Origin of the sequence: Paraburkholderia sp. 40 (assembly GCF_050434105.1) — a bacterium.
Taxonomy (GTDB): domain Bacteria; phylum Pseudomonadota; class Gammaproteobacteria; order Burkholderiales; family Burkholderiaceae; genus Paraburkholderia; species Paraburkholderia tuberum.
The window spans coordinates 596210-616520 of sequence record NZ_JBNPVY010000002.1 but is presented as its reverse complement, the minus strand read 5'-3'; the positions used below and the strand labels follow the sequence as shown (position 1 = coordinate 616520).

20 protein-coding genes and 4 pseudogenes are annotated in these 20311 nt (G+C 62.4%); 14 read left to right on the top strand and 10 right to left on the bottom strand.

Going from position 1 to position 20311, the window contains the following annotated elements:
- The first annotated feature begins 57 nt into the window (after window positions 1-57).
- The 6 genes from OKW28_RS04115 to OKW28_RS04090 all read left to right on the top strand — a co-directional run bounded on the left by OKW28_RS04115 (window position 58) and on the right by OKW28_RS04090 (window position 5888).
- Window positions 58-663, top strand: coding sequence for an OmpA family protein (locus OKW28_RS04115; RefSeq protein WP_429443895.1), 606 nt, complete (start codon window positions 58-60; stop codon window positions 661-663).
- 21 nt (window positions 664-684) lie between these two features.
- Window positions 685-1611, top strand: a complete 927-nt coding sequence (locus OKW28_RS04110; protein ID WP_429443894.1) for a hypothetical protein — start codon at window positions 685-687, stop codon at window positions 1609-1611.
- 53 nt (window positions 1612-1664) lie between these two features.
- Complete coding sequence (locus OKW28_RS04105; protein ID WP_429443893.1) at window positions 1665-2216, top strand: hypothetical protein; 552 nt, start codon at window positions 1665-1667, stop codon at window positions 2214-2216.
- A gap of 165 nt (window positions 2217-2381) precedes the next feature.
- On the top strand, window positions 2382-3425 hold the full coding sequence (locus OKW28_RS04100) for a hypothetical protein (protein WP_429443892.1): 1044 nt from the start codon (window positions 2382-2384) through the stop codon (window positions 3423-3425).
- An 86-nt stretch (window positions 3426-3511) separates the two neighbouring features.
- Window positions 3512-4390 (top strand): c-type heme family protein, encoded by an 879-nt coding sequence (locus tag OKW28_RS04095; protein ID WP_129959255.1) that lies wholly within the window; start codon window positions 3512-3514, stop codon window positions 4388-4390.
- Between the two features lie 40 nt (window positions 4391-4430).
- Window positions 4431-5888: a serine/threonine-protein kinase gene (locus tag OKW28_RS04090; RefSeq protein ID WP_429443891.1), complete on the top strand. Its 1458-nt coding sequence runs from the start codon at window positions 4431-4433 to the stop codon at window positions 5886-5888.
- Between the two features lie 33 nt (window positions 5889-5921).
- On the opposite strand, the gene OKW28_RS04085 is transcribed toward OKW28_RS04090, so the two are convergent.
- Window positions 5922-6332: a tannase/feruloyl esterase family alpha/beta hydrolase gene (locus tag OKW28_RS04085; protein ID WP_429443890.1), complete on the bottom strand. Its 411-nt coding sequence runs from the start codon at window positions 6330-6332 to the stop codon at window positions 5922-5924.
- A 322-nt stretch (window positions 6333-6654) separates the two neighbouring features.
- On the opposite strand from OKW28_RS04085, the gene OKW28_RS04080 reads away from it, so the two are divergent.
- The 4 genes and pseudogenes from OKW28_RS04080 to OKW28_RS04065 form a co-directional block, all read left to right on the top strand.
- A complete protein-coding gene (locus OKW28_RS04080; RefSeq protein ID WP_429443889.1) occupies window positions 6655-7410 on the top strand; it encodes a hypothetical protein in 756 nt (251 codons plus the stop codon).
- Between the two features lie 171 nt (window positions 7411-7581).
- Window positions 7582-7902: a DUF4148 domain-containing protein gene (locus OKW28_RS04075; RefSeq protein ID WP_429443888.1), complete on the top strand. Its 321-nt coding sequence runs from the start codon at window positions 7582-7584 to the stop codon at window positions 7900-7902.
- Window positions 7903-8060: 158 nt separating this feature from the next.
- Window positions 8061-8312 (top strand): annotated as a pseudogene (locus OKW28_RS04070) (MaoC family dehydratase); the annotation flags it as partial.
- Window positions 8312-8422, top strand: a pseudogene (locus tag OKW28_RS04065) (CoA transferase); the annotation flags it as partial. The pseudogenes OKW28_RS04070 and OKW28_RS04065, both read left to right, overlap by 1 nt.
- On the opposite strand, the gene OKW28_RS04060 reads toward OKW28_RS04065, so the two are convergent.
- The 4 genes from OKW28_RS04060 to OKW28_RS04045 form a co-directional block, all read right to left on the bottom strand.
- Window positions 8374-8829, bottom strand: a complete 456-nt coding sequence (locus OKW28_RS04060) for a PAS domain-containing protein (RefSeq protein ID WP_429446846.1) — start codon at window positions 8827-8829, stop codon at window positions 8374-8376. The pseudogene OKW28_RS04065 and the gene OKW28_RS04060 sit on opposite strands and share 49 nt — an antisense overlap.
- A gap of 401 nt (window positions 8830-9230) precedes the next feature.
- The gene (locus OKW28_RS04055; RefSeq protein WP_429443887.1) at window positions 9231-10592 is read right to left on the bottom strand and encodes a metallophosphoesterase family protein; all 1362 of its coding nucleotides are present in this window, start codon (window positions 10590-10592) and stop codon (window positions 9231-9233) included.
- Between the two features lie 212 nt (window positions 10593-10804).
- Window positions 10805-12097: an NRAMP family divalent metal transporter gene (locus tag OKW28_RS04050; RefSeq protein WP_429443886.1), complete on the bottom strand. Its 1293-nt coding sequence runs from the start codon at window positions 12095-12097 to the stop codon at window positions 10805-10807.
- A gap of 310 nt (window positions 12098-12407) precedes the next feature.
- Window positions 12408-13241, bottom strand: coding sequence for a class II glutamine amidotransferase (locus tag OKW28_RS04045; RefSeq protein ID WP_429443885.1), 834 nt, complete (start codon window positions 13239-13241; stop codon window positions 12408-12410).
- 181 nt (window positions 13242-13422) lie between these two features.
- On the opposite strand from OKW28_RS04045, the pseudogene OKW28_RS04040 reads away from it, so the two are divergent.
- From OKW28_RS04040 to OKW28_RS04025, 4 genes and pseudogenes are all read left to right on the top strand, one after another.
- Window positions 13423-13566: pseudogene (locus OKW28_RS04040) on the top strand (nitrate reductase); the annotation flags it as partial.
- Window positions 13567-13766, top strand: a pseudogene (locus OKW28_RS04035) (MFS transporter); the annotation flags it as partial.
- 155 nt (window positions 13767-13921) lie between these two features.
- A complete protein-coding gene (locus tag OKW28_RS04030) occupies window positions 13922-14593 on the top strand; it encodes a SagB/ThcOx family dehydrogenase (RefSeq protein WP_429443884.1) in 672 nt (223 codons plus the stop codon).
- 451 nt (window positions 14594-15044) lie between these two features.
- Window positions 15045-15938: a class I SAM-dependent methyltransferase gene (locus tag OKW28_RS04025; protein ID WP_429443883.1), complete on the top strand. Its 894-nt coding sequence runs from the start codon at window positions 15045-15047 to the stop codon at window positions 15936-15938.
- Window positions 15939-15944: 6 nt separating this feature from the next.
- Here the strand turns inward: OKW28_RS04025 and OKW28_RS04020 are convergent, their stop codons facing one another.
- The 5 genes from OKW28_RS04020 to OKW28_RS04000 form a co-directional block, all read right to left on the bottom strand.
- Window positions 15945-16256 (bottom strand): hypothetical protein, encoded by a 312-nt coding sequence (locus tag OKW28_RS04020; protein WP_429443882.1) that lies wholly within the window; start codon window positions 16254-16256, stop codon window positions 15945-15947.
- A gap of 463 nt (window positions 16257-16719) precedes the next feature.
- On the bottom strand, window positions 16720-17253 hold the full coding sequence (locus tag OKW28_RS04015; RefSeq protein ID WP_429443881.1) for a GNAT family N-acetyltransferase: 534 nt from the start codon (window positions 17251-17253) through the stop codon (window positions 16720-16722).
- A gap of 241 nt (window positions 17254-17494) precedes the next feature.
- Window positions 17495-17944 carry a GNAT family N-acetyltransferase gene (locus OKW28_RS04010; protein WP_429443880.1) on the bottom strand — a complete coding sequence of 150 codons (450 nt, stop codon included), beginning with the start codon at window positions 17942-17944 and terminating at the stop codon, window positions 17495-17497.
- Window positions 17945-18038: 94 nt separating this feature from the next.
- Window positions 18039-19015 (bottom strand): IS5 family transposase gene (locus OKW28_RS04005; protein ID WP_429443879.1). Its coding sequence is split into 2 segments (ribosomal slippage): window positions 18039-18136 and window positions 18136-19015, totalling 978 coding nucleotides; the frame shifts between segments, so codons are not numbered across the junction.
- A gap of 281 nt (window positions 19016-19296) precedes the next feature.
- On the bottom strand, window positions 19297-20046 hold the full coding sequence (locus OKW28_RS04000) for a GNAT family N-acetyltransferase (protein ID WP_429443878.1): 750 nt from the start codon (window positions 20044-20046) through the stop codon (window positions 19297-19299).
- Between the last annotated feature and the right edge of the window lie 265 nt (window positions 20047-20311).

Below are 20311 nucleotides of genomic sequence, written 5' to 3'. Positions count from 1 at the left end.
GGTCCGTAAAGGGGCGCTGGCGGCCTCACCGCAACTCCATTCTGCGGAGATCGCCGTATGTCACGCCTGACCCATCCGTCTTCCGCACGACGCATTCCAGGCGGCGTTCTGTCCGCGACGCTGTGCTTGCTCGCATTGCTGTGCACAGCCTCGCGCGCAGCCGAACCGGTCCTGAACGAGCAGGACATCAACGAGCAGTCGGTGACGCGCGCGCTCGAGCCCGACCAGTCGAGCGAGTCGGGCGAGAACGTCGTGACGCGCGGCTTCGTGCTGTCGAACAAGCCGCCGTCCGCCGCGCCGCGCCCCTCGCCCGCTAGAAAACCCGCCGCGCAAATCCTGATCACGTTCGCCACCAATTCGGCCATGCTCACCGACAGCGCGAAGGCCGCGCTCGACAAGGTCGCCGGTGCATTGCAGTCGGAGAAACTCGCGGCGTACCGGTTTCGCGTCGAAGGGCATGCCGATCCTCGCGGGTCGCCCGATGCCAACATGAAGCTCTCCGAAGACCGTGCGGCCGCGGTGGTCGAATATCTGACGCGGAAAGACGGTATCTCGGCGGAGCGGCTATCGTCGCTCGGCAAAGGTTCTTCCGATCCGTTGAACAAGCGCAATCCGACGGCGCCCGAGAACCGTCGGGTGACGATCGTCACGGTCACGGATTAGGCGCTTTCGAGGTTGCCACCGATGACACGTTATCGCGTGTATTGCGACGTGGCGACAGGTGTGGCGCTGCTGTTCGCGTGCGTCACCACGATCGCGGTCGCCGCGGGTCCGCAGGACTCGAACAACGCCGCCGACAGACCCGCGGCCGTCGACGACGACACCGGAGCGGTGCGCTTGCCGCTTGCCCGGCTCGCCGCCGCGTTGGCTCCCGACGCGCGCCTGCAACTGTTCTCCGTGACGGACCAACCCGGCCTCCATGTGATGCAGGCGGCCAGCCTCGAGCAACAGGGCGCGATGTTCACGCGCGTGGTGGCATTGCTCGAACGCCGCGATATGCCGCGCGACCGCGTGGTGTCGGCGGCGGCCATCGCGGCTCACGCGCGGCGCTTTGGCACCGACCCCGCCGGGCTGACGGCGGGCAACAACTTCAGCGCGGAGGAGTTGGCGCATTTTTTCGAACTCGCGCGCGAGCAGGACGTGATGCTGAACCAGGGCGAGCGCACGTTGCAGACGATTCTCGTGCGATGGCGTTTGATTCGCGAGGAGCAGGGGATCTGGAAAGCGACGAACGCACACGATTTTCTGATCACCATTCCCGGGTTGGGTCGCGCGCCAGGCGGCGAGACGATCGACGCCACGGTCAGGGCCGCGATCCTCAGTCACGAATTAGGCCATTGGCGGTACTTCTCGGACGGTGCCTACGCACACGCGTGCCGCGCTTTCTGGTGGCAGGTACTGAGCTTCGAGGAACGCGCGGAGTTGACCCGGCAACTGGAGAATCTCGGCTACGACCCGAGCGACCGGATCGTGATCGATGAGATGCAGGCCTATTTGCTGCATACGCCTGCGCGCTATATGCCGATCAGCGACACGCCGGGACCTGGCGGCGTCGATGTCGGCAAGGTGCGGCGGCGCTTGCAGGAGGCGGTCGCGAGAGCGGGCGGATAGCAAGGACGAAGCGAGCCGCGCGAACCGCGCGACACACGCTGTCGAGGTGACACATGACGGATTACGCAGAACTCAACCGCATTTTGCCGCGCCTGTCGCACGCACATGCGACCGCTGCGTTTAGCGACGAGGTGGCCCCGCTGCTGATCGCCCTGTGGGCTGATGATTATGTTCCGCGCGTGGCATCGTGCGAATTGCTCGAAACTTCCGTGGGCCAGTTTTCATATCTGTTCGATATGACGACCGAGCGCCTCATTGCAGCGTGGGGAATCAGTCAGGGAAAGAGTACGGTGCCGCGCAAGGAAATCGCGACGCGGATGCGCGGACATCCGCTCGCCAACGGCGGGACCTATCACCGGGGGCACGCCATTCCGCACACGCTCGGCGGTTCGACCGATATCAACCTCGTGCCGCAGCTGGGCAAGATCAATTCGGGGCCGTTCCAGGCGTTGGAACGACTGGCGGTCAGCCATGCGGGAGCGCTTTACTTCACCTACTGGCTGTACGGGCCGGGCAATAGTCAGGTGCCCGTTGGCGTGGAGCAGGGGCTTCTGATGCCGGGGGCGACTGCGTGCACGTTCAAGCTGGCGACGTTTGGGAATTGAGGCAAGCGCGGCGGTCCGCAAAAAACAACGCGATGCGCGTCTTTTTGAAAGCCGCGCGCCGCGATTGGGGAAATACGCCGTGTGTCGGCCTTCGTCGGTGAACCCCTCGACGAATCGGACCGTCTACGATAAACAGTACCGCAGACACCGACGTAACGGACCCCGATGATGCCATCCGCTCGCCGTTTCCTCGTCATGCTGGCGTCAGCCTTCCTGCGCGCACGCGCGGGCGGCGCGCTGGCGCTGTTTGCGTCGGCGGTGCCGCTCGTCCACGCGGACGTCGTCGTCTCGTTCGCCGAGAGTCCCGTGTCGGTGATTCGCGGCGCCTCGCTGTATCGGACGGGCGAGGGCGCCAGGCTGCGCGACGACGACATCATCGAAACCGACGCCGGCAAATCCGCGCAGCTCGAAGACGGTGCGGGGACGCTGATCGCGCTCGGGCCGCAAACGCAAATACTGCTCAAAACGCTGTCGGCGTCGCAAAACGCCGCGGTGGGACCGCTGCGAATCACGATGCTGAGCGGCTGGCTCAAGGTCGGCTGCAACGTGAGCGGAGGTGCGCAACCGCCGCTGTCGATCGAACTTCACGGCCTCGACATCAAACCTTCAGGCCATGGTCCGTGGTCGGTCGTCGCGATGACCACCGGCGAGCGCGCCGCAATCTTCGCGGAGTCCGGGGACGACGCGATCGTCGTCGTTCGCGCCCCTGGCCAGGCGCCCAGGCAAATCCTGCACGCGGGCCAGTACCTCGAGCGACTTGCCGACGGGCCCCTGCGCGCGCAAGCCCGGCCATCCGCGGAGTTCATCGGCACGATGCCGCCAGGCTTTCGGGACGCGCTGGTCGGGATGGCGGGACGGCTCGCGAGCAGGCACGAACTTGCCGCTCCACTTCGCGCCGTCGACTACGCCGACGTCTCCGACTGGCTCACGAGCAGCGTCAGCGAGCGTGCCACCTTCGTCAAACGCTTTGTGCCGCGCCTGAAGACAGCGGCCTTCCGCGCGCAGGTCGACGCCCATCTGGACGTTTTGCCGGAATGGCGGCCGATATTGCATCCGCCGCCGCCACGCCCGGCGAGCGAGCCAACCGAAAGGCCCGCGCAAGCGCCGCCGGCGGTGCGTCCCGAAGCGAGCGAGCCACACAAAAGGCCCGCGCAAGCGCCGCCGGCGGTGCGTCCCGAATCCGGCCCCAGCTGGCTATACCGGCACTAACCTACGCCGGACGACGCCGACGCGCATTGACGTACCATGCACCACCGGGCGTTGACGCCCTTGCACACCATTCGCGTGGAGCAGCCATGAACCTGTCGTTGACTCTGAAGTTCAATCTCGCCTTCCTCGTCGTGTTCGCCGCGGGATTCGCCGCGACGGGTTTCGTGGCCGACCGGGTGTTGCAGGAAAACGCGGTGCAGACGACCGTGCGCGACGCGAGCCTGATGATCGAAGCCGCTACCGCAGCGCAGAACTACACGTCCGAACAGGTGACGCCGCTGCTTGCCACGCAGATCAAATACGCGTTCGTCCCGCAGTCGATTCCCGCGTATTCCGCCGTCGAGAGCCTGCTCGCGATCCAGAAGAAGTTTCCGGGCTTCTCGTACAAGAGCGCGATGCTCGATCCGACCAACCCGCGCGACCGCGCCACGGACTGGGAGACCGATGTGATCCGGCGCCTGCATGACCACCCCGAATTGCCCGAACTGATTGGCGAACGCGCGACGCCGTCGGGCCCCAGCCTGTACATCGCGCGGCCCACCCGCATCGACTCGGCCGCGTGCCTCGAATGCCACAGCACGCCCAGCGCGGCGCCGCGCACGATGATCGACAAATACGGGCCGGCGAACGGCTTCAACTGGCCCCTGCATGAAACGATCGGCGCGCAGGTCGTGTCCGTGCCGATGTCGCTGCCGCTGGGACAGGCGCACAGCGTCTGGCGCACGTTCATGCTGTCGTTCGCCGCGGTGTTCGGATGCGTGCTGATCGCGCTGAACCTGATGGTGCATTTCCTCGTGACGAAGCGGCTCAAGGCATTGTCGCGCGCGGCCGACGAAGTCAGCCTCGGCAAGCTCGACACCGCATCGTTTTCGACGCGCGGCGGCGACGAAATCGCCTCGCTCGCGGTCTCGTTCAACCGCATGAAAACGAGTCTCGTCGAAGCGCTGCGGATGCTGGGGGCGTAAGCTGGCGTGATCGGCCAGGCGCCCCTCGACCGGAACCCGAATGAGCAACGAAGCAACGCCTACTCGCATTGGCAAGTACCGCATCGACCGCGTGCTGGGGACGGGCGCCATGGGCCTCGTCTATCTCGCGTTCGACCCGCACCTGGAAAGACCGGTGGCGCTGAAAACCGTGCGTCGCGAACTGCTCGCCGGCGAGGACACGAGTGGCGACATGCTGCTGCGTTTTCGCAACGAGGCACGCGCGGCCGGTCGGCTCGCGCATCCGAACATCGTCACGGTCCACGATTTCGGCGAAGACGGCGATACGGCTTATATCGTGATGGAGTACGTCGCCGGGCATGGCCTCGATACATTGCTGGTGCCGGGCCACGCGTTGCCGCTGTCGGACGCTTTCCACTGGCTCGCGCAACTGCTCGCCGCGCTCGCGTATGCGCATGAGGCCGGCGTCGTGCACCGCGATATCAAGCCCGCGAATCTGCTCGTCACGGCGGCAGGGCTTCTGAAGGTCGCCGATTTTGGCGTCGCGCGCATCGGCTCATCCGCCACCTCGTCCGGGTGGATGATCGGCACGCCGAGCTACATGTCGCCCGAGCAGTTCGAGGGCGAATCGGTCGATGCCCGCGCGGACCTGTTCTCGGCCGGCGTCGTGCTGTACCGGATGCTGACCGGCCGCCAGCCGTTCGTCGGCTCGCCGGCCACGATCAGGCAGAAGATCCTCAAAGATGCGCCGGCCCGGCCATCGGAAATCGTCTCCGCGTTGCCGCCGGCGCTCGACGCGATGGTCGCGAAAGCACTCGCGAGACGGCCGGACGACCGCTTCGGTTCGGCCGCGGAATGGCTCGCGAGCTTGAGGTTGTTGGCCGTCTCACCGGCGGCGGCCGACGATGACCGGACCATCGTGACGCCGTCCGCGTATTGGTCCGCGTCCGCTTCCTTGCCAGCGCATGCGACGGGCGTCGACCCCGCACCTGTGCCGGCGCCTTCGGCGCCGCCGAGTTGGCCGCCTGAGATGCTCGCGCGCATCGAACGCCAACTCGCGACCCAGATGGGCCCGCTCGCGAGCCTTCTGGTGCGACGCGCGGCCACCCAGACGAACGACCTGCCGACGCTCGGCGCGCAGCTAGCGGCGGCGTTGCCGGACACGGCGCGGCTCGAATTCGAGCAGGCCTTCGCGCGGCTGACGGCTGGCTTGCCCGATATGTCGATGATGACCTCGTCATCGCCGGGCTCACGCGTCGCGACGGCTGCCGCAAAGGTATCGGCTGTATCGCCCGCGAGCGCCGCGGGCACGTCACCAGACAGTGCGATCGATCAGGCCAGTATCGATGCCGTCGCCGTTAAACTGGCCGTCTATCTGGGCCCGATCGCGAAGATGATCGCCAGTCGCGAGGCGCGGCATGCCGCGAATTTCGACGAGTTCGTCCAGCGGGTCGAGGACTGCATCACCGACCCCGCGCAACGCCGTCGATTCCGGCAAGATGTCGATTCATCCAGTTAGCGCCTCGACCGGCCAACCTCTCCATGACCGGCTTCACTGCACGCAGGTAAACGAGTTCGCGCTGTTCACGTCGCCCGCGCCGTTATAGCTGGGCCACGCCGGATACTGGCATAGCGGCCGCGTGCGTCCCGGCACACCCTCCGTATCGGTGACCACCTGATGCGCCGGCGGTGTGCCGTGCTCGACCCAGTTCTCCAGCGTCGTCAGCGAGTCCCACGACGCATTGAACTCGGTGCCGACCGCGTGCTGCAGCCCCGGAATCTCATAGAAGCGCGCGAACGAGCCGACCGCGCCAAAGCCCATCGTCACCAGCATGCGCTGATAGTAGATCTCGGTTGCCCGCGTGCTGACGGTCTGATCGACGGTGCCGTGCGCCATCAGCAACTTGCCGCCGTGCCGCATGAAGGGCGTCAGGTTCGCATCACCGCATATCCGCACTTGCATTCGATTTGGTAGAAGTCTTTCATCGGCCTGTCGATGTGGTTCCGGTCGGCCAAAATCAACCAATCAATCATAGTCGCTAACTCACGCAACACGCGCCGAATCGTCATCGCGGGCACGCGAGAGCGTCGTACTCGCTCGACACTGCGAAGCCACGTAAATCGAATCGGGAATAACCACCGCATCCCCGCGGTCTTGCAGGTAAGACTTGACGGCAAATGGGTGATCAAATGAACATCGTCGATATGGTCCGCGCATCGGAACAGGTCGTCATCGAAGCCGCGTTTGCCCGACACGTGGCGCACGACACCGGCGGGACGTTCGCATGACGTTGCGGATACAAGCCGCGTTGCGCCGGATGCAACTCGGCTCCGGCGTGGTGTTGCTGGTCTATCTCTTTCTCCATCTGCTCAATCACGCACTCGGAATCTGGTCGCTCGAACTTGCCGGACGTGGTCTCGTTCTAGCGCTACGGCTCTGGCGCAGTGCGCCTGGAACGATCGCGTTGTATGGGGCGGCCGCGCTGCATTTCGCGCTGGCGATGCGAACCATCTATGCGCGCCGTCACTGGGCCTTGCCTGCGGTGGAGTGGGTGCGTCTGTGGGCAGGAATCAGCCTGCCGCTGCTGCTGATCCGTCATGCGGTGACGACCCGGCTCGCGTCCGCGCTGTATGGTTTCGAACCGGACTACGAGCGCGTCGTGATCCAGTTGCTAACGACAGGTACGCAAGGTTTGCAGCTTGCGCTGCTCGCGCCCGGATGGATACACGGATGCCTCGGACTATGGTTTCGCTTGCGTCACATGCCATGGGCGCTTCGCATGAAGCCTGTGCTGTTCACTTCGGTCATCGTGCTGCCATTGCTGTCCGCGGTGGGCTTTGTGCGGATGATGCGAACCGTCGAAGCGAAGCGGGCGATCCTCGCGGCTCCCGATCCAAAACTGATCGCGCATCAGCTTACGCTGAATGCCTGGCGTCACGATCTCGTGGCCTTATATCTGGCTCTGATCGTCGGCGCGTTCGTCGCGGGGCAATTGCGCAACGGGATCGAGCGGCGAAGATTGCGTGGGAGTTCTATTTAGGTGTTTGGAAGTATCCGGATTATCACAGTGCTCTTTGACGCGAAGCCCGGGAATATCCAACAAGAAATCTCCGTCTACCGGATGTGCATCGCGTAACGCTCACAATCTGACAAGACGGTTCGAAGTGAATGCAGATGCGCGAATACATCCCCATGTCAAAAGGAGTACATCATGAAATCCGGATCGTTGAATCAATACGCGGTTTCCCTGCTACTGAGCCTCGTGATCGTTGGTGTGATGTCGATGGCGAGCTCTGCAATCGTGGATGCACAAACTGTGTCGGAGCCCGAGCCTCATCAAGTCACGCGCGCGGAGGTCATGCACGAACTCGAAGAACTTGAAGCGGCGGGATACAACCCGTCGATGGGCGATGATGGTTCGTATCCTGCCGATCTACAGGCCGCGGAAGCGAAGGTGGCCGCGATGCATCGAACGGAAAGAGCCGCGGCGATGAACGCGGGACAGAGCGGGCAAACGCTGCGCACGCATTGAGGGAAAGGCTGGAACGTTGATCCACCTGCGGTGGCGCACTGCGCCATTGCAATAGGCAATGTTCATATTGCGTTCATTGCATTGCCAGCATGACGTCGGAATCGTATCTTCGTCTCCATATCACGGAGACACCTATGAAGATCGCATTCCTGGGGGCCGGCCTGAAGACGCAGAGCGACTATCGCTTCCTGCCCGGCATGTCGCTCGGCTGGACGTGGGATTTCCTGCTGCCGATCAAGGTCGACGATGTGCTTCACGTCAGGTTCCGCGTGGGCAATATGCGCGCGAGCAACAGCCGTCCGGATTGGGGCATCGTCGTGCTGCCGTCCGAGCTGATCAATCAGGACGGCCAGGTCGTCCAGCGCGGCGAACGTCGCCTGATGGTGCCGCGCCGTCCGGGAGCGAACTGATGCAAGCCCGTCCCCTCGAAGGTATTCGCGTCGTCGACTACAGCCACTTTCTCGCCGGTCCCTATGTGGGCCGCTGCCTCGCGGCGCTCGGCGCCGAAGTGATCAGTGTCTTCAGCAGCTCGGATTGCTGGGTGACGTCCTCGGAAGCACAAAGCAGCGCGCTCACCGCACCGTCGTCGCCCGTCACTGGCGTGAGCGTGGAGTTCCACCACCTGGTACGCCCCGACTGGCTCGCATTCTGGACCGGCGAGGACCGCACGGCGGCCGAGAAGGATTTGGCGGGCGCCGTTTCCGGCAAGAGCCCCGCGCCGGACAGTTGCTCCGGTGACTCCGCTTCCATCAACATCGCGCCATGCTCCGACGCCCGCAGCATTTTTCCGTCGGTAGCGAGCACCTTCAGGCAGTCGCGATTCGCGTGCAGAAGCCCGCTCGCCAGTGCGGTGGCGGCGCTTTGCCGCGCGTAATCCACGCCGAGTTTGCGACGAACGATCGCGAGACCGGCTGCGCCCGACACCATCGACAATGCGACACGTAGGGTAATCGCCGCTTCACCGGCCGCTTGATGCACAAGAGCACCGATGCCAACGCCGGCAACGACGGCAATGCAGAGACTCGACAACGGTATGGTCCTGCGTTGACCGTACCGCGACAGGAAACAGGAAAGAAACTGCTGGTTGCGGGCTGACCAGCCATTGGCATGTGCGTCGCTATCGACCCGGGACTCAATCGGATTGGTTTCTTTAGGGCACGAAGCCGCTTTGAGTCTCACGCTGTTCTCCGACTACCGGGTTGAGCGGCGGCTCGAACGCTGCGAGCCGCCTCACTTTTATTATTACGGTAGGAAGTCACAAATCTTTAATGCGGGGAAACGCGCGGGAACCGCGGTTCGCATGAGTTCGGGGGCGGATTGCGCGCCCATCAGCCTTGGTGGGGCTTGACCTGCGCGAACTGACGAATGCGCTCCGCAAGAGCGGGTATTCCCGAGTCGCGAGCCATGTAGTGAGCGACCTGCCGGGTGGCCAGATCGATGGTCACCTGATCGTCGGGGGTCTTCGTGTTGGGTCCGTCAACCGCGGGATGGTATTCGATACGCAGTTGCCTCGCGTTGGCGACGAGCCGCAAATAGCCGAAGTTGCGGTCGTCGTAGCTTTCAAGGACCACGGCATCCGTGTCTTTCGACGCAGCCTGGATCAGCTGCGGCGCGCGAAGGGGCGGCTGTCCGTTGGTGGTGAGTCGCTGCACGGCGTGACCGCCGTTCCCGCAAACGATGTAAGGGATGTGGGTGCCATCGGAACGGGTTCGCGTAAAGCGCTGATAGTTGTGCGCGTGTCCCGCGAGGTCGGCATGCGGCCAGATACCGACCTCATTGCAAACAGTATCGATCTGCTGTTGCATTTCGACGCTCCAGCCATGACGGCCGCGCGCCACATAGGGCGGATGGTGATGCGCGAAAAGCAGGGCGCCTCGATAGTTCTCTTTCTTCACCCGCAATAACGCCGCTTTCAGGAACTTCAGCTGGCTGTTGCCGATTTGGCGGTCCGCGATCACGCCTGGGTCCTCGAGCGTATTGCTGTACAACGCAATGATGCGCACGAACGGCGCCTCGAACGTGAAGAAAACGCCTGGCTGAATTTGCGCCGTCCGTGAAAGGTTGCCCGCATCGGGAGAGACCTGGAAGCAGTCGGAGCAGAAGTTCCTCAAAAACGCCTGCAGACTCTTCTCATGCTGCAACGGCGAAACCATTCCGTCGTGATTGCCGGCAGCGGCGAGAATCGGCGCATGATAGTTGCGGTACGGCTCATAGAACTGATCGTAGTAGTACTGCGCTTCGCCAAAGCTGTAGACGATGTCGCCCAGCAGGAAGTTGAATTGCGGCACTTCGGCGGGATCGGCTTCGTCGAAGTCGCTGACCATCTTGTCCGAAACTTCATTCTGGGTGGCCGGACCTTTCGTACTGCCGCAATCGCCGGTGGCGTGAAAGACGATCTGTCCGTTCGCGCTGATCGTATCGAGGAGCTTCTGGTTGTTGTCCACCACCTCCGCAAACGTCAGCCGGGGCTCGGTGCCGCCGCGCGGTGGCGGAAACGGCAGCGCCTTCAGCTTGTGCTCGCGGTTCAGTTCGTCGATGACCTTGTAGGCTGCGGCATCGGATGCGTGCCTGACCACGAAAGTTTGCGGGTCCGGCGTGGGTTGTGGCTGCGAGAAAACGGGCGCGGCGAGAATCCTGTCGCTGCGGTTGCCGCGTGCGGCTGACGATTCATCTGAACGCTTTTTCGGCATTTGCAATCCTCCTTGATGGGCGAACGGGAGCGGCCACGCTGTTGTCGGCAAACCGTCAGCATGTGACGGCGCCGTCGCTGGCCGGATGCACGGTTCAGACGAACCTGAAACGGGGAAGTTCAGATTCGCTTGCCGTTGCGCAACCCGTGCGGCCCGAATTGCGGGGCACCGCTGTTCCGTGCGAAAGCCGGGTTCGCGGTGGCACGCGTCTGTTATGACGGTACGAACACGCCCACAGCCGCCAGCGCCATCGCGAGCGTTGCGAGCCATCCTCCCCAGGCCAGCACGCCCTTGACGGCGAACTGTCCCATGACCCGCCGGCTTCGCGCCATCAGCATCATGATGACCATGATCGGCACCGCGGTAACGCCATTGATCACCGCGCTCCAGTACAGCGCGCGGATCGGGTCGAAATGCATGAAGGTGATGGCCACACCGCCCAGGATGGCCAGTGTGATCACCGCATAGAATTCACGCGCGAGTGTCAGATGCAACGCGAGACTGCTGCGCCAGCGAAAGCTGCCCGCGGCGGCGTAGGCGGCCGAACCGGCGAGGACCGGCAGCGCGAGCAGGCCGGTTCCGATGATGCCGAGCGCAAACAGGACGTAAGCGAAGCGCCCGGCAAACGGCTCGAGCGCGCGCGCGGCATCGGCCGAGGTTTTCACGTCGATGTGATGCAGATGCAGCGTGGCCGCCGCCGTCAACATGATGAAGAATGCGACGAAGTTGGACACCCCCATGCCAACCCACGTATCGAAACGGATCCTTCGCAACTGCGCGGGCGCCTGGTGCGGTACGCGGCGCAACGGCGCCTGTTCCGGTGCCGAGCGCATTTCTTCGACTTCCTGCGACGCCTGCCAGAAGAACAGGTACGGACTGATCGTCGTGCCCAGCACCGCGACGACCATGGTCAGATAGTCCGACGTCAGCGAGATGCGCGGCAACACAATGGCGCGCGCGACTTCACCCCAGGGGATCGGAACGATGAATGCGACCGCGACGTACGCGAGAAGCGAGAGGGCGGTCCACTTCAGAATGCGCGCATAACTGTCGTAGGGGACAAAAATCTGCAGAACGACGCAGAGCGTCCCGAGGCCGACGACATAAAGGTGCTGCGGACCTGGCAGCAGCAATCCGGCCGCGGCGCCCATCGCCGACAGATCGGCGGCGATGTTGATCACGTTTGCCACGACGAGCAGGGCGACCGCGCCGTACAGCAGCCATGCCGGATAATGCGCGCGTATGTTGGACGCGAGGCCCTTGCCGGTTACCCGGCCAATCTGCGCACTCACCAGTTGTATTGCGGTCATCAATGGATACGTGATCAGGATCACCCAAAGAAGGTTGAATCCGAACTGCGCACCGGCCTGCGAATAGGTGCCAATTCCTGACGGATCGTCGTCCGCGGCGCCCGTGATCAGGCCAGGGCCCAGGCGTCTGATCCAGGATCGCTCCACGGAATCGCGTACGGCGGATTCCGGCTCTATCAATTTTTCGTCGTTCATATATATGTCACCTCGCGGCAACATTTAGCAAGTCGCGGGCCCGGGCATTCGTGCCGACGTTGCGCGGCTTCGGGAGGCGGGCATTGGGAATCGGCTGCACATCATGGACGCGCTCGACGGGCGCACCGGCGAAGATGCGCAAGGCGCCTCCGCTGAAAGTGCGCGGAAATGCGGGTTTTTAAACGGGAGTAACGAACGTTGGGCCGTCCCAGCGGACACCGTCACGCATGGTGCGCAAGAGGCTTCGTCCGCAACTGGATCTCGTCGATCGCGTAAGGCAAGTCTTCGAGCACGATTGGCTTGGCGCGGCTCAGTCCAGTCGCGGCTTGAACGCATACTGCCCAATCTCGCCGCCGCGCGCGACCACCGCCGTGCTCTCGGGAATTTCCTCCCAAAAGCCCGGCAAGTCCGCGAGCGGCTCGGACAACACGAGGAACGCATTCTCGCCGGCCGTCTTGATGCGCTCGTCGTCGGGATACAACTCGCGCAGATGACGGAACGACGTGCTGTGAAACAGCGAGCGCGACTGTCCTTCGCTCGAATAGCGGGCCGCGATGATCTGCTCGCCGTCGGTCGCGCACACGGTCATGTTCAGCGGTTCATCCACGCCATGCCGGCGGCCGGTGGCTTCGACGAATCCGACCATCCGTTCGAGCGCGGTGACGGGCGCGAACTCCAGCCCGAAGGTCAGCGCGAGAAAAAACAGCACCTCGGAATCGGTCGAGCCTTCGATGGACGGGAACAGATCGGGGTCGATCTTCACCATCAGGTCGCGGCGCACCGCCGGATAGTTGCGCACCAGGCCGTTGTGCGCGAACAGCCAGCGGCCGTGGCGGAACGGATGACAGTTGGTTTCCTGCGACGGCGTGTCGGTCGCCGCGCGCACGTGCGCGACGAACAGCGGCGAGTGGATTGCCCGCGCGGCCTCGCGTAGATTGCGGTCGCTCCACGCGGGCTGGATGCAGCGGTAGCGAAACGGAATGTCAGTGGGATGTCCATACCAGCCGATCCCGAATCCGTCGCCATTGGTGGTGGTGGCGCCGAGCCGGGAATGCATGCTCTGATCGATCAGCGAATGCCGGGCGTTGAACAGCACGGTTTCGAGCTGAACGGGATTGCCGGTATAAGCGAGCCAGCGGCACATGATTGCTCTCCTGTCGGTTGCGCGTAACAACCCTACACCACCCGCGGGCGGCGATTGTAGGACCAAAGTCCGATTGAGGCAGACACCGTACCTGTCACTATGCCAGATGGCGTTTAGGTGCTTCCGTGCCGGGCATCGCTTTGAGCTTGCACCGGCCTGATCTGATAGAGGCAGGACGCGCATGAGCCACTTTCTGGACAGGTTACGTTACTTCAAGGCCCCCCGTCCCCAGTTCTCGGATGGTCATGGTGCTGTCACAGATGAAGACCGGCAATGGGAGGAAGCTTACCGCCAGCGCTGGCAGCACGACAAGATAGTTCGCTCCATGGGCATCGTCACCGGGATCGTCGGGCTTGCAGGGGGCTTGGCGGATTCCTGCGGCCGATCATCTTCGGCATCCTGCTGGATTTTTTCAGGGTGCGTTCCACCTGTTTTATGTTCCTGTACGGGATCGTCTGGGTTTCGCTGATCCTGATCTGCCTGTCGGAAGTGCGGCGCACACCGGTCGTGGGTTCCGTCGCTTAGCCGTGTTCGTGTTTACTCCGCGCGAGTGGTCGACTGCGCCGTTGCCGCTCGACGGACCGCCCCGCAAAAGACGAGGCGGCAAACGTGCAGCACTGAGATTCGCGCAGGCTGCAGGCTCTGCCAGCCAGCCTGCTTTTTTGCTGATGGAGGTGCCGATGAAACGCCGTGAACTGTTGGTTGCGCTGGCCGCAGGCGCGCTCGCCGAGGGTTCTACCGGCCTGGCGCAGGCAAGCCAGGCGAAATTCACCGGTCAGATCGATCTGCCCAAGCCCAACCTCAAAGGCACGATGTCCCTCGAAGAAGCCATCGAGAAGCGCAGGTCCGTGCGCAGATTCGCGCCAAAGCCGCTGCCGGTCGAGGCCATTGGCCAACTGCTGTGGGCCGGGCAGGGCATCACCAGCTCGGACGGCAAGCGCGCGGCTCCGGCGGCCGGCGCTTTGTACGCGCTCGAACTTTACGTGGTGACCCCCACGGAGGTGATGCACTATCTGCCTGATGGCCACCGGGCCGAGACGCGGGCGACCCACGACCTGCGCCCCGAGCTGAGAGCACTGGCGGTCAACCAGGCGTCCGTCGAGGCGGCCCCGGCCTTGCTCGTGGTGGCCGCCGACCCCAGTCGGCTGACCGCGAGGTATGGCGGGAGAGCGAATCTGTACGCCGATCTCGAGGTCGGGCACGCGACCCAGAACATGCTGCTCCAGGTCGTCTCGCTTGGGCTCGTCGCGGTGACCGTGGGCGCCGTCGACGGAGCTCCGGCGGCGCGCAGGCTCGGCCTGCCTCACGCCCAGACCGTCGTCTATCTGATCCCGGTAGGTTTTCCGGTCTAAGTCATTGCGTGAGGCAGTATGAGTTCGATCGACGTCGGCCTCCATGAGGCGATCCAGCGATATCTGGGGCAAGACGAGAAATACGAGCAGCGGGCGCGACTGGCCGAGGGTCCCGTTTTCCTTTCGGAAGCGTTCGATCTGGGGCCACCGCCGCCAGCCGGACAAAATAATCGGCGTAGGCGATGTGCTATTCGAGCTCCGCAAATTGCTGACCCGCGAACGAAAGGTGCTCGATACTTTCAAACAGGACCCGGACCTCACGTTCGATAAGCTGACGGCAATAGAAGACACCTACAAGGCACCGCCCGCTCCCTGACACGCGGGCTCGAGGACTGGGTCCTTCCCGGCGCGACGGCCTGCGCGGACATCAATGCACCGGCCAGCAGTGCGGCAAACACGAACTTCGAAGGAGCGGGTATCGTGTGTGCCATGTCAACTCCGCGTGGTGCCTATGAAGCCGATTCTCGTGCGCTCGACCCTGGTGGAATATTCGCAGCGTCGTGCTGTCCGTTTCGCGATGACGGTGATCGCGACGATCATGGCCGGATGCGTTTCCTCCTCACAGCTGACCGGTCATGTCACGCCTTCGCAAGCTTCCGATGCGAAGGCGCTCGACCTGGCGGTCGCCAATCCACAACGCAGTCAGACCGCCCGGGCGCGCGACGTCTATCGTCACCCGGCGCAGACGTTGCGCTTCTTCGATCTGAGTCCGACGCAAACCGTGCTGGAGATCGCGCCGGGCGGCGGGTGGTACACGGACATTCTGGCGCCCTATCTGCACGACGCGGGTCACCTGTACGAAGCGCAATATCTGAGCACGTCCGCGGACCTGGCCTCGGAAGACCGGTCAATCGATGCAGAGTATTTGCGTAAGCTCGCGGGCACCCCCGCAATCTACGGGAACGTCGTGGTCGGCACATTGCACGCGGGCCAGTTTTTCGGCTTCGATGCACACGAGCGGTTCGATCGCGTGCTTACTTTTCGCAACATTCACAACTGGATCAAGGATGGGCAGCTCGATGCCAATCTGCGTGCGTTCCATGACGCGCTGAAGCACGGGGGCGAACTTGGCGTGGAAGAACATCGCGCCCGGCCCGGCTCGACGGTACAGCAGATGATCGAAACCGGATATGTGACTGAAGCTTTCGTGATTGACCGGGCACAGGCGGCCGGCTTCGTGCTCGCGCAACGCAGCGAAATCAACGCGAACGCGCGAGATACGAAAGATTATCCGCAAGGCGTATGGTCGCTGCCGCCGGGCTACGCGGGCGGTGACGTCGACCGCTCGCGCTACGCCGCAATCGGTGAATCGGATCGCATGACGCTGAGATTCGTCAAGCCTTAGCGTGTTCTACGGGCGCCAGCCGCGAGCGGTAATCGGCCGACGCGTTGGGCTGCGCTCAGTTTGTTGCACGACCCGCAGTAGCGTATCGACACAGTCCAGCGCGTCTGACAGTCGCCCGAGCACGATCAGCGAGCGGGCCGCATCGAGACGACCGTGAAACATCGCGTCGCGCGGTCCGGCCCGTTCCACCATGTCGATGAGCTGCCTGATCTCGGCCTTGACCCGCGCGCAGTCGTCGGGCCAATAGCGGTCAATCCAGTTGCGTAGTGCGCGGATCAGCACCACGCAATCGTCGTACTCGCACTGCACGCTATCCATTGTCAACCTCATCGGTATCCCGCTCGGTGCCGCAAGCGGGATGCCGAATCTTCCCAGCCCAGTCTCATTGCCTCTTCGACATGCCAGTTCGACTTTTGCAGATTGCACGACTCCGAAGCTCGATCGTCCATCTGCGGCGCCCATTGGAGGAAAACCACCCCCTCTCGCCTGCATCTGTGAACGAAGCAAGCGGCGCGCCACGTGTCGCCGGCGCTGCACATCATTGCTAGAGCGGGGCGCGGCCATGTTCTCGCAGTGCGGGCTCGAAGAATATCCATCGTGCGGCTGGAAAACGCGCACGGTCCTCCCCGGAGGGAGGGCGGTGTCCATTCCATCTCGACCCTGAAGGGACCGTCCGCTCTCTCGATAGCGGACGGTCGCCGCCCACACAACGGCTCGGCTCGTTGATCCCGCGTACGAACCTACGATGTCGCATCGATGTGGCGTTCAACCCAAATAGTGTTCATGCGCTGGTTGCCTCACCCTGTCCATCGGCGGCCATATCCGCAGCAGCCTGAATTCGCTTTCCCATCTCGAATGCACGAATTTCGTAGCCAAGCTCCTGGTACAAATCGACCGCCTTTTCGTTGAACGCCCAAACGGCCAGCCTGACGTCGGTGGCACCGTGTTTCCGCACCCACTCTTCTGCGAGTTTCATCAGTGTGCTGCCGATTCCGCGTCCCCACAGTCGTTCGGAAACAGCGATCGAGCCGATGCGGCCAACGACCATCGGCTGCAATAACGAGCTTATCGGCTGCATCACCTGAACGGTGACAAAGCCGACCGCCTTGCTGCCAAGCTCGGCAAGAAACGTAGCCCGATCTTCTTCCTGAAGGCTGGAGAGCCAGTGCAGTTTGTCCCGATCCATCTCGGTTGTGGCATCCGCATAGATATCGGGGCGTGCCAAGTGGTGGATCGCGTTCAAGATTTGACCCAACTCGCAAATTTTCAAAATGTCGTCGATGGTTGCGCGGCGATAGCTTATCGAGTCGGTCATCTTCAGCTCTTGATGGTGGGGAAATAAAAAAAGGCGCCTTAAGCGCCTTGGTCGTTTGCACATGGAATGGACCGTGAGGTCGAATTCCTTGCTATGGACGTAACGACCCACGGCGCAACGGATAGCGACCGTGATGATGGTGGTGAGCCTTGCTCGGGACGTTACGAAGTTCCATGCTGTCAATATTGGCACAAAAACAATTTCTGCGTGAGCACATTATTTTTTTGAGTGGCGGCTGTGTCTAACCGGGCATATCGGCCAGCAACGCCCATCGCTCGTGGTCGCGCCATTCGCCATTTATGCGGAGATAGCGAGGAGAAAAACCTTCCTGTTTAAAACCCAACCGCCGCACAAGTGCGATCGACGCGATATTCCCCGCTTGAATATTTGCCTCCACCCGATGCAATCCAAGTTCGCTGAAAGCATAGATCACAGCTGCCCGTACCGCCTCCGTCATCAACCCCGCCCGGGCGAAGTTCGACATTCCGTAATACCCGAGATAGGCGCTGCGAAAAGCGCCCATTACTATTTCGTTAATGTTCACCACGCCGATAATTTGATTCGATGCCACTTCACGCGCAATGAGGCCGACGTTCGACCCGGTGAGACCACCCGAAAACCAGTTATCGAAGCCCGTTTGATCGGTAAAGGCTACGCTGAACAAGCCGCGAATTTGGCAGCTTGTCAGCAATTGAACGTCGTCAAGTCATGAAGCCGAGCTTGCGCAATTGCTTTTCGGCCCTCGCGGGGCCTTGTAGGCGGGCGCGTTGCCCGCCTTTCGCCCACTATGGGCGTACCGATGCCGTCAGTTGCCTGCGCGACAGATAGACGTTGGCCAGCGCGAGCGCGACGAACGCCCGGTTGGCGTTCTTTGCCAACCCGCATAGCGCACCTTCGTAAATCCCCACAGTCGTTTTACGACCGCGAAGACATGTTCGACTCGCGCCCGGATCTTCGACTTGTTGCGGTTCTTGCCCCGTTGCACTTCGTCGACTTCGCCGCCCGCACGGCGGGTGCGCTGATTGGTGAAGTCGCGCGCCCTGGGGGCCTTGCTGTGGATCAGCGCTTTCTGGCTCGCATAGGCGCTATCGCCGTAGACGCGCCGCTCGTTCCCGTGCAGCAATTGCGGTAGCGGGTGCTTGTCATGCACGTTGGCCGGCGTGAGCACTGCGCTGTGCGCCAAGCCGCTTTGGCTGTCCACACCGATGTGCAGCTTGGCGCCGAAATACCATTGGCGACCCTTGCGGGTCTGATGCATCTCGGGGTCGCGCGCCTTCTGCTCATTCTTCGTCGAGCTCGGCGCGCCGATGATCGTCGCGTCCACGATGGTGCCGCTTTTGAGCTTCATGCCGCTGGCCTGCAGCACCCGGCCGACTTCGGCAAACAATTGCTCGCCCAGTTTGTGCGTCTCCAGCAGGCGCCGGAATTTGAGCAGCGTCGTCGCGTCCGGTACGGCTTCACAACCCAGGTCAATTCCGGCAAAGCGACGCAGGCTGGCGCTGTCGTAGAGTGCCTCTTCGCAAGCGAAGTCGGCCAGATTGAACCAGTGTTGCACGAAGTGGATCCGCAGCATGCGCTCCAGACCAATTGGCGGGCGGCCATTGCCGCGCTTCGGATAATGTGGCTCGATCACCGCGCACAGCTGCGCCCATGGCACGATCGCATTCATCGTGTCGAGAAACTCGTCGCGCCGCGTGCGTTTGCGGTGCGTCTCGAAACCCGCTCCTTGATCGGCTGCCATCGCCAGCGTCTGCTGCTTCATCCTGTTTCGCCTTCCTCGTTCAATCCGGGTTATAACGCTTGAGGTGCCGGATCGGTGGACTTAATCAGCGTTGCCTAAAGGATGTGACCCAAGGCAGGTGATAGTCCTGACTTGCCAAGTTTGCGGCGATCAAATCGGCGGCGTCGGCACGGATCACTCGGCTTAGCTGAATGCCACTCATGATGCTCCATCGTATAGGCGTGTGCAGGGCTTGAATTGTCGCCGATCCAACAGAGATGGATCAATCTCGGGAGTTGGCCGAACAGGGTCCGACAGGTTTCTCAGTCGTCTAGCTCAATGCGATAACGAAGAGTTTCCGCGAATCCGTAGGCGGCGGTCTTTTTGAACCGGTCAATCAGGACACCACTGCATGCTGCGATCACCCGCTGTGAGGCTATATTTTCAGGATCAACCGTTAGTTCCACGTAGGGCAAGCCTTGCAGCCTCGCTTCGCCAAGCATCAAATTGAGCGCCTGCCTAGCGTAGCCGTTGCCTCGCTTCCACGGCACGACTGAGAAGCCGATATGTCCGAGCACATACGGCGGCAATTCGGCGGATCCAGCCTGCCAACGAAATCCGATCGCACCGCTAATATCGCCGTCCCAAATCCATCGGATGATGCTTGGCAGACGGGCAGCGGTCGAGCCATCGGGCAAAGGAATCGGGCCGCCTGATGCGGTCGGATCATCCAGCCCGTCGACGAATGCCTCCGCGTTCAACTCGATAGCATTCAACTGTTCGCGCGCAGCGACCTCCTTACGAACATTGTCAGGTGACCATCCCGCTTCAAGGGCCGAAACGTAGCTTGCCAGCAACGCAGTTGTAGGCCTCAAGAGTTCGATCTCAGTTGTCATTTTCTTCGCGTCAGGAGGAGTGATTGTCAACAGTTTAAGCGGCGCCGGCGAGTGTCTCAAATTGGCCGAACCCGGTCCGACGCCGAGACAGTCGAGGTAGCCGCCGTCGACGTTCTGTGTCCGGCAGAAGTCGACCCTGTATAAACATTCGCCTTCCGAGGCGAGCCGTCCGCTCACGGACAGGCAGCAGAAATGCCGGATTGCAAATAAAAAGTAACTTCTGAGTCTACTAACTCGAAGGAATCGCATAACTGGTTGAATTTGCAATGAAATAGTCCGCCTGATACGCCAGGCGGCATGCTTTGTTGCGCGCAGCAAAATTACGTCTTCGACTTTACGCGTTGCTCGTCCTATTGTGCATGCGGAGGCTTCGTCCACTCGTGGCGTGGTCTCGCAACCTTGCAACCAAAAATGGTCCCCGTTCCTGACCGAACATGCGGAC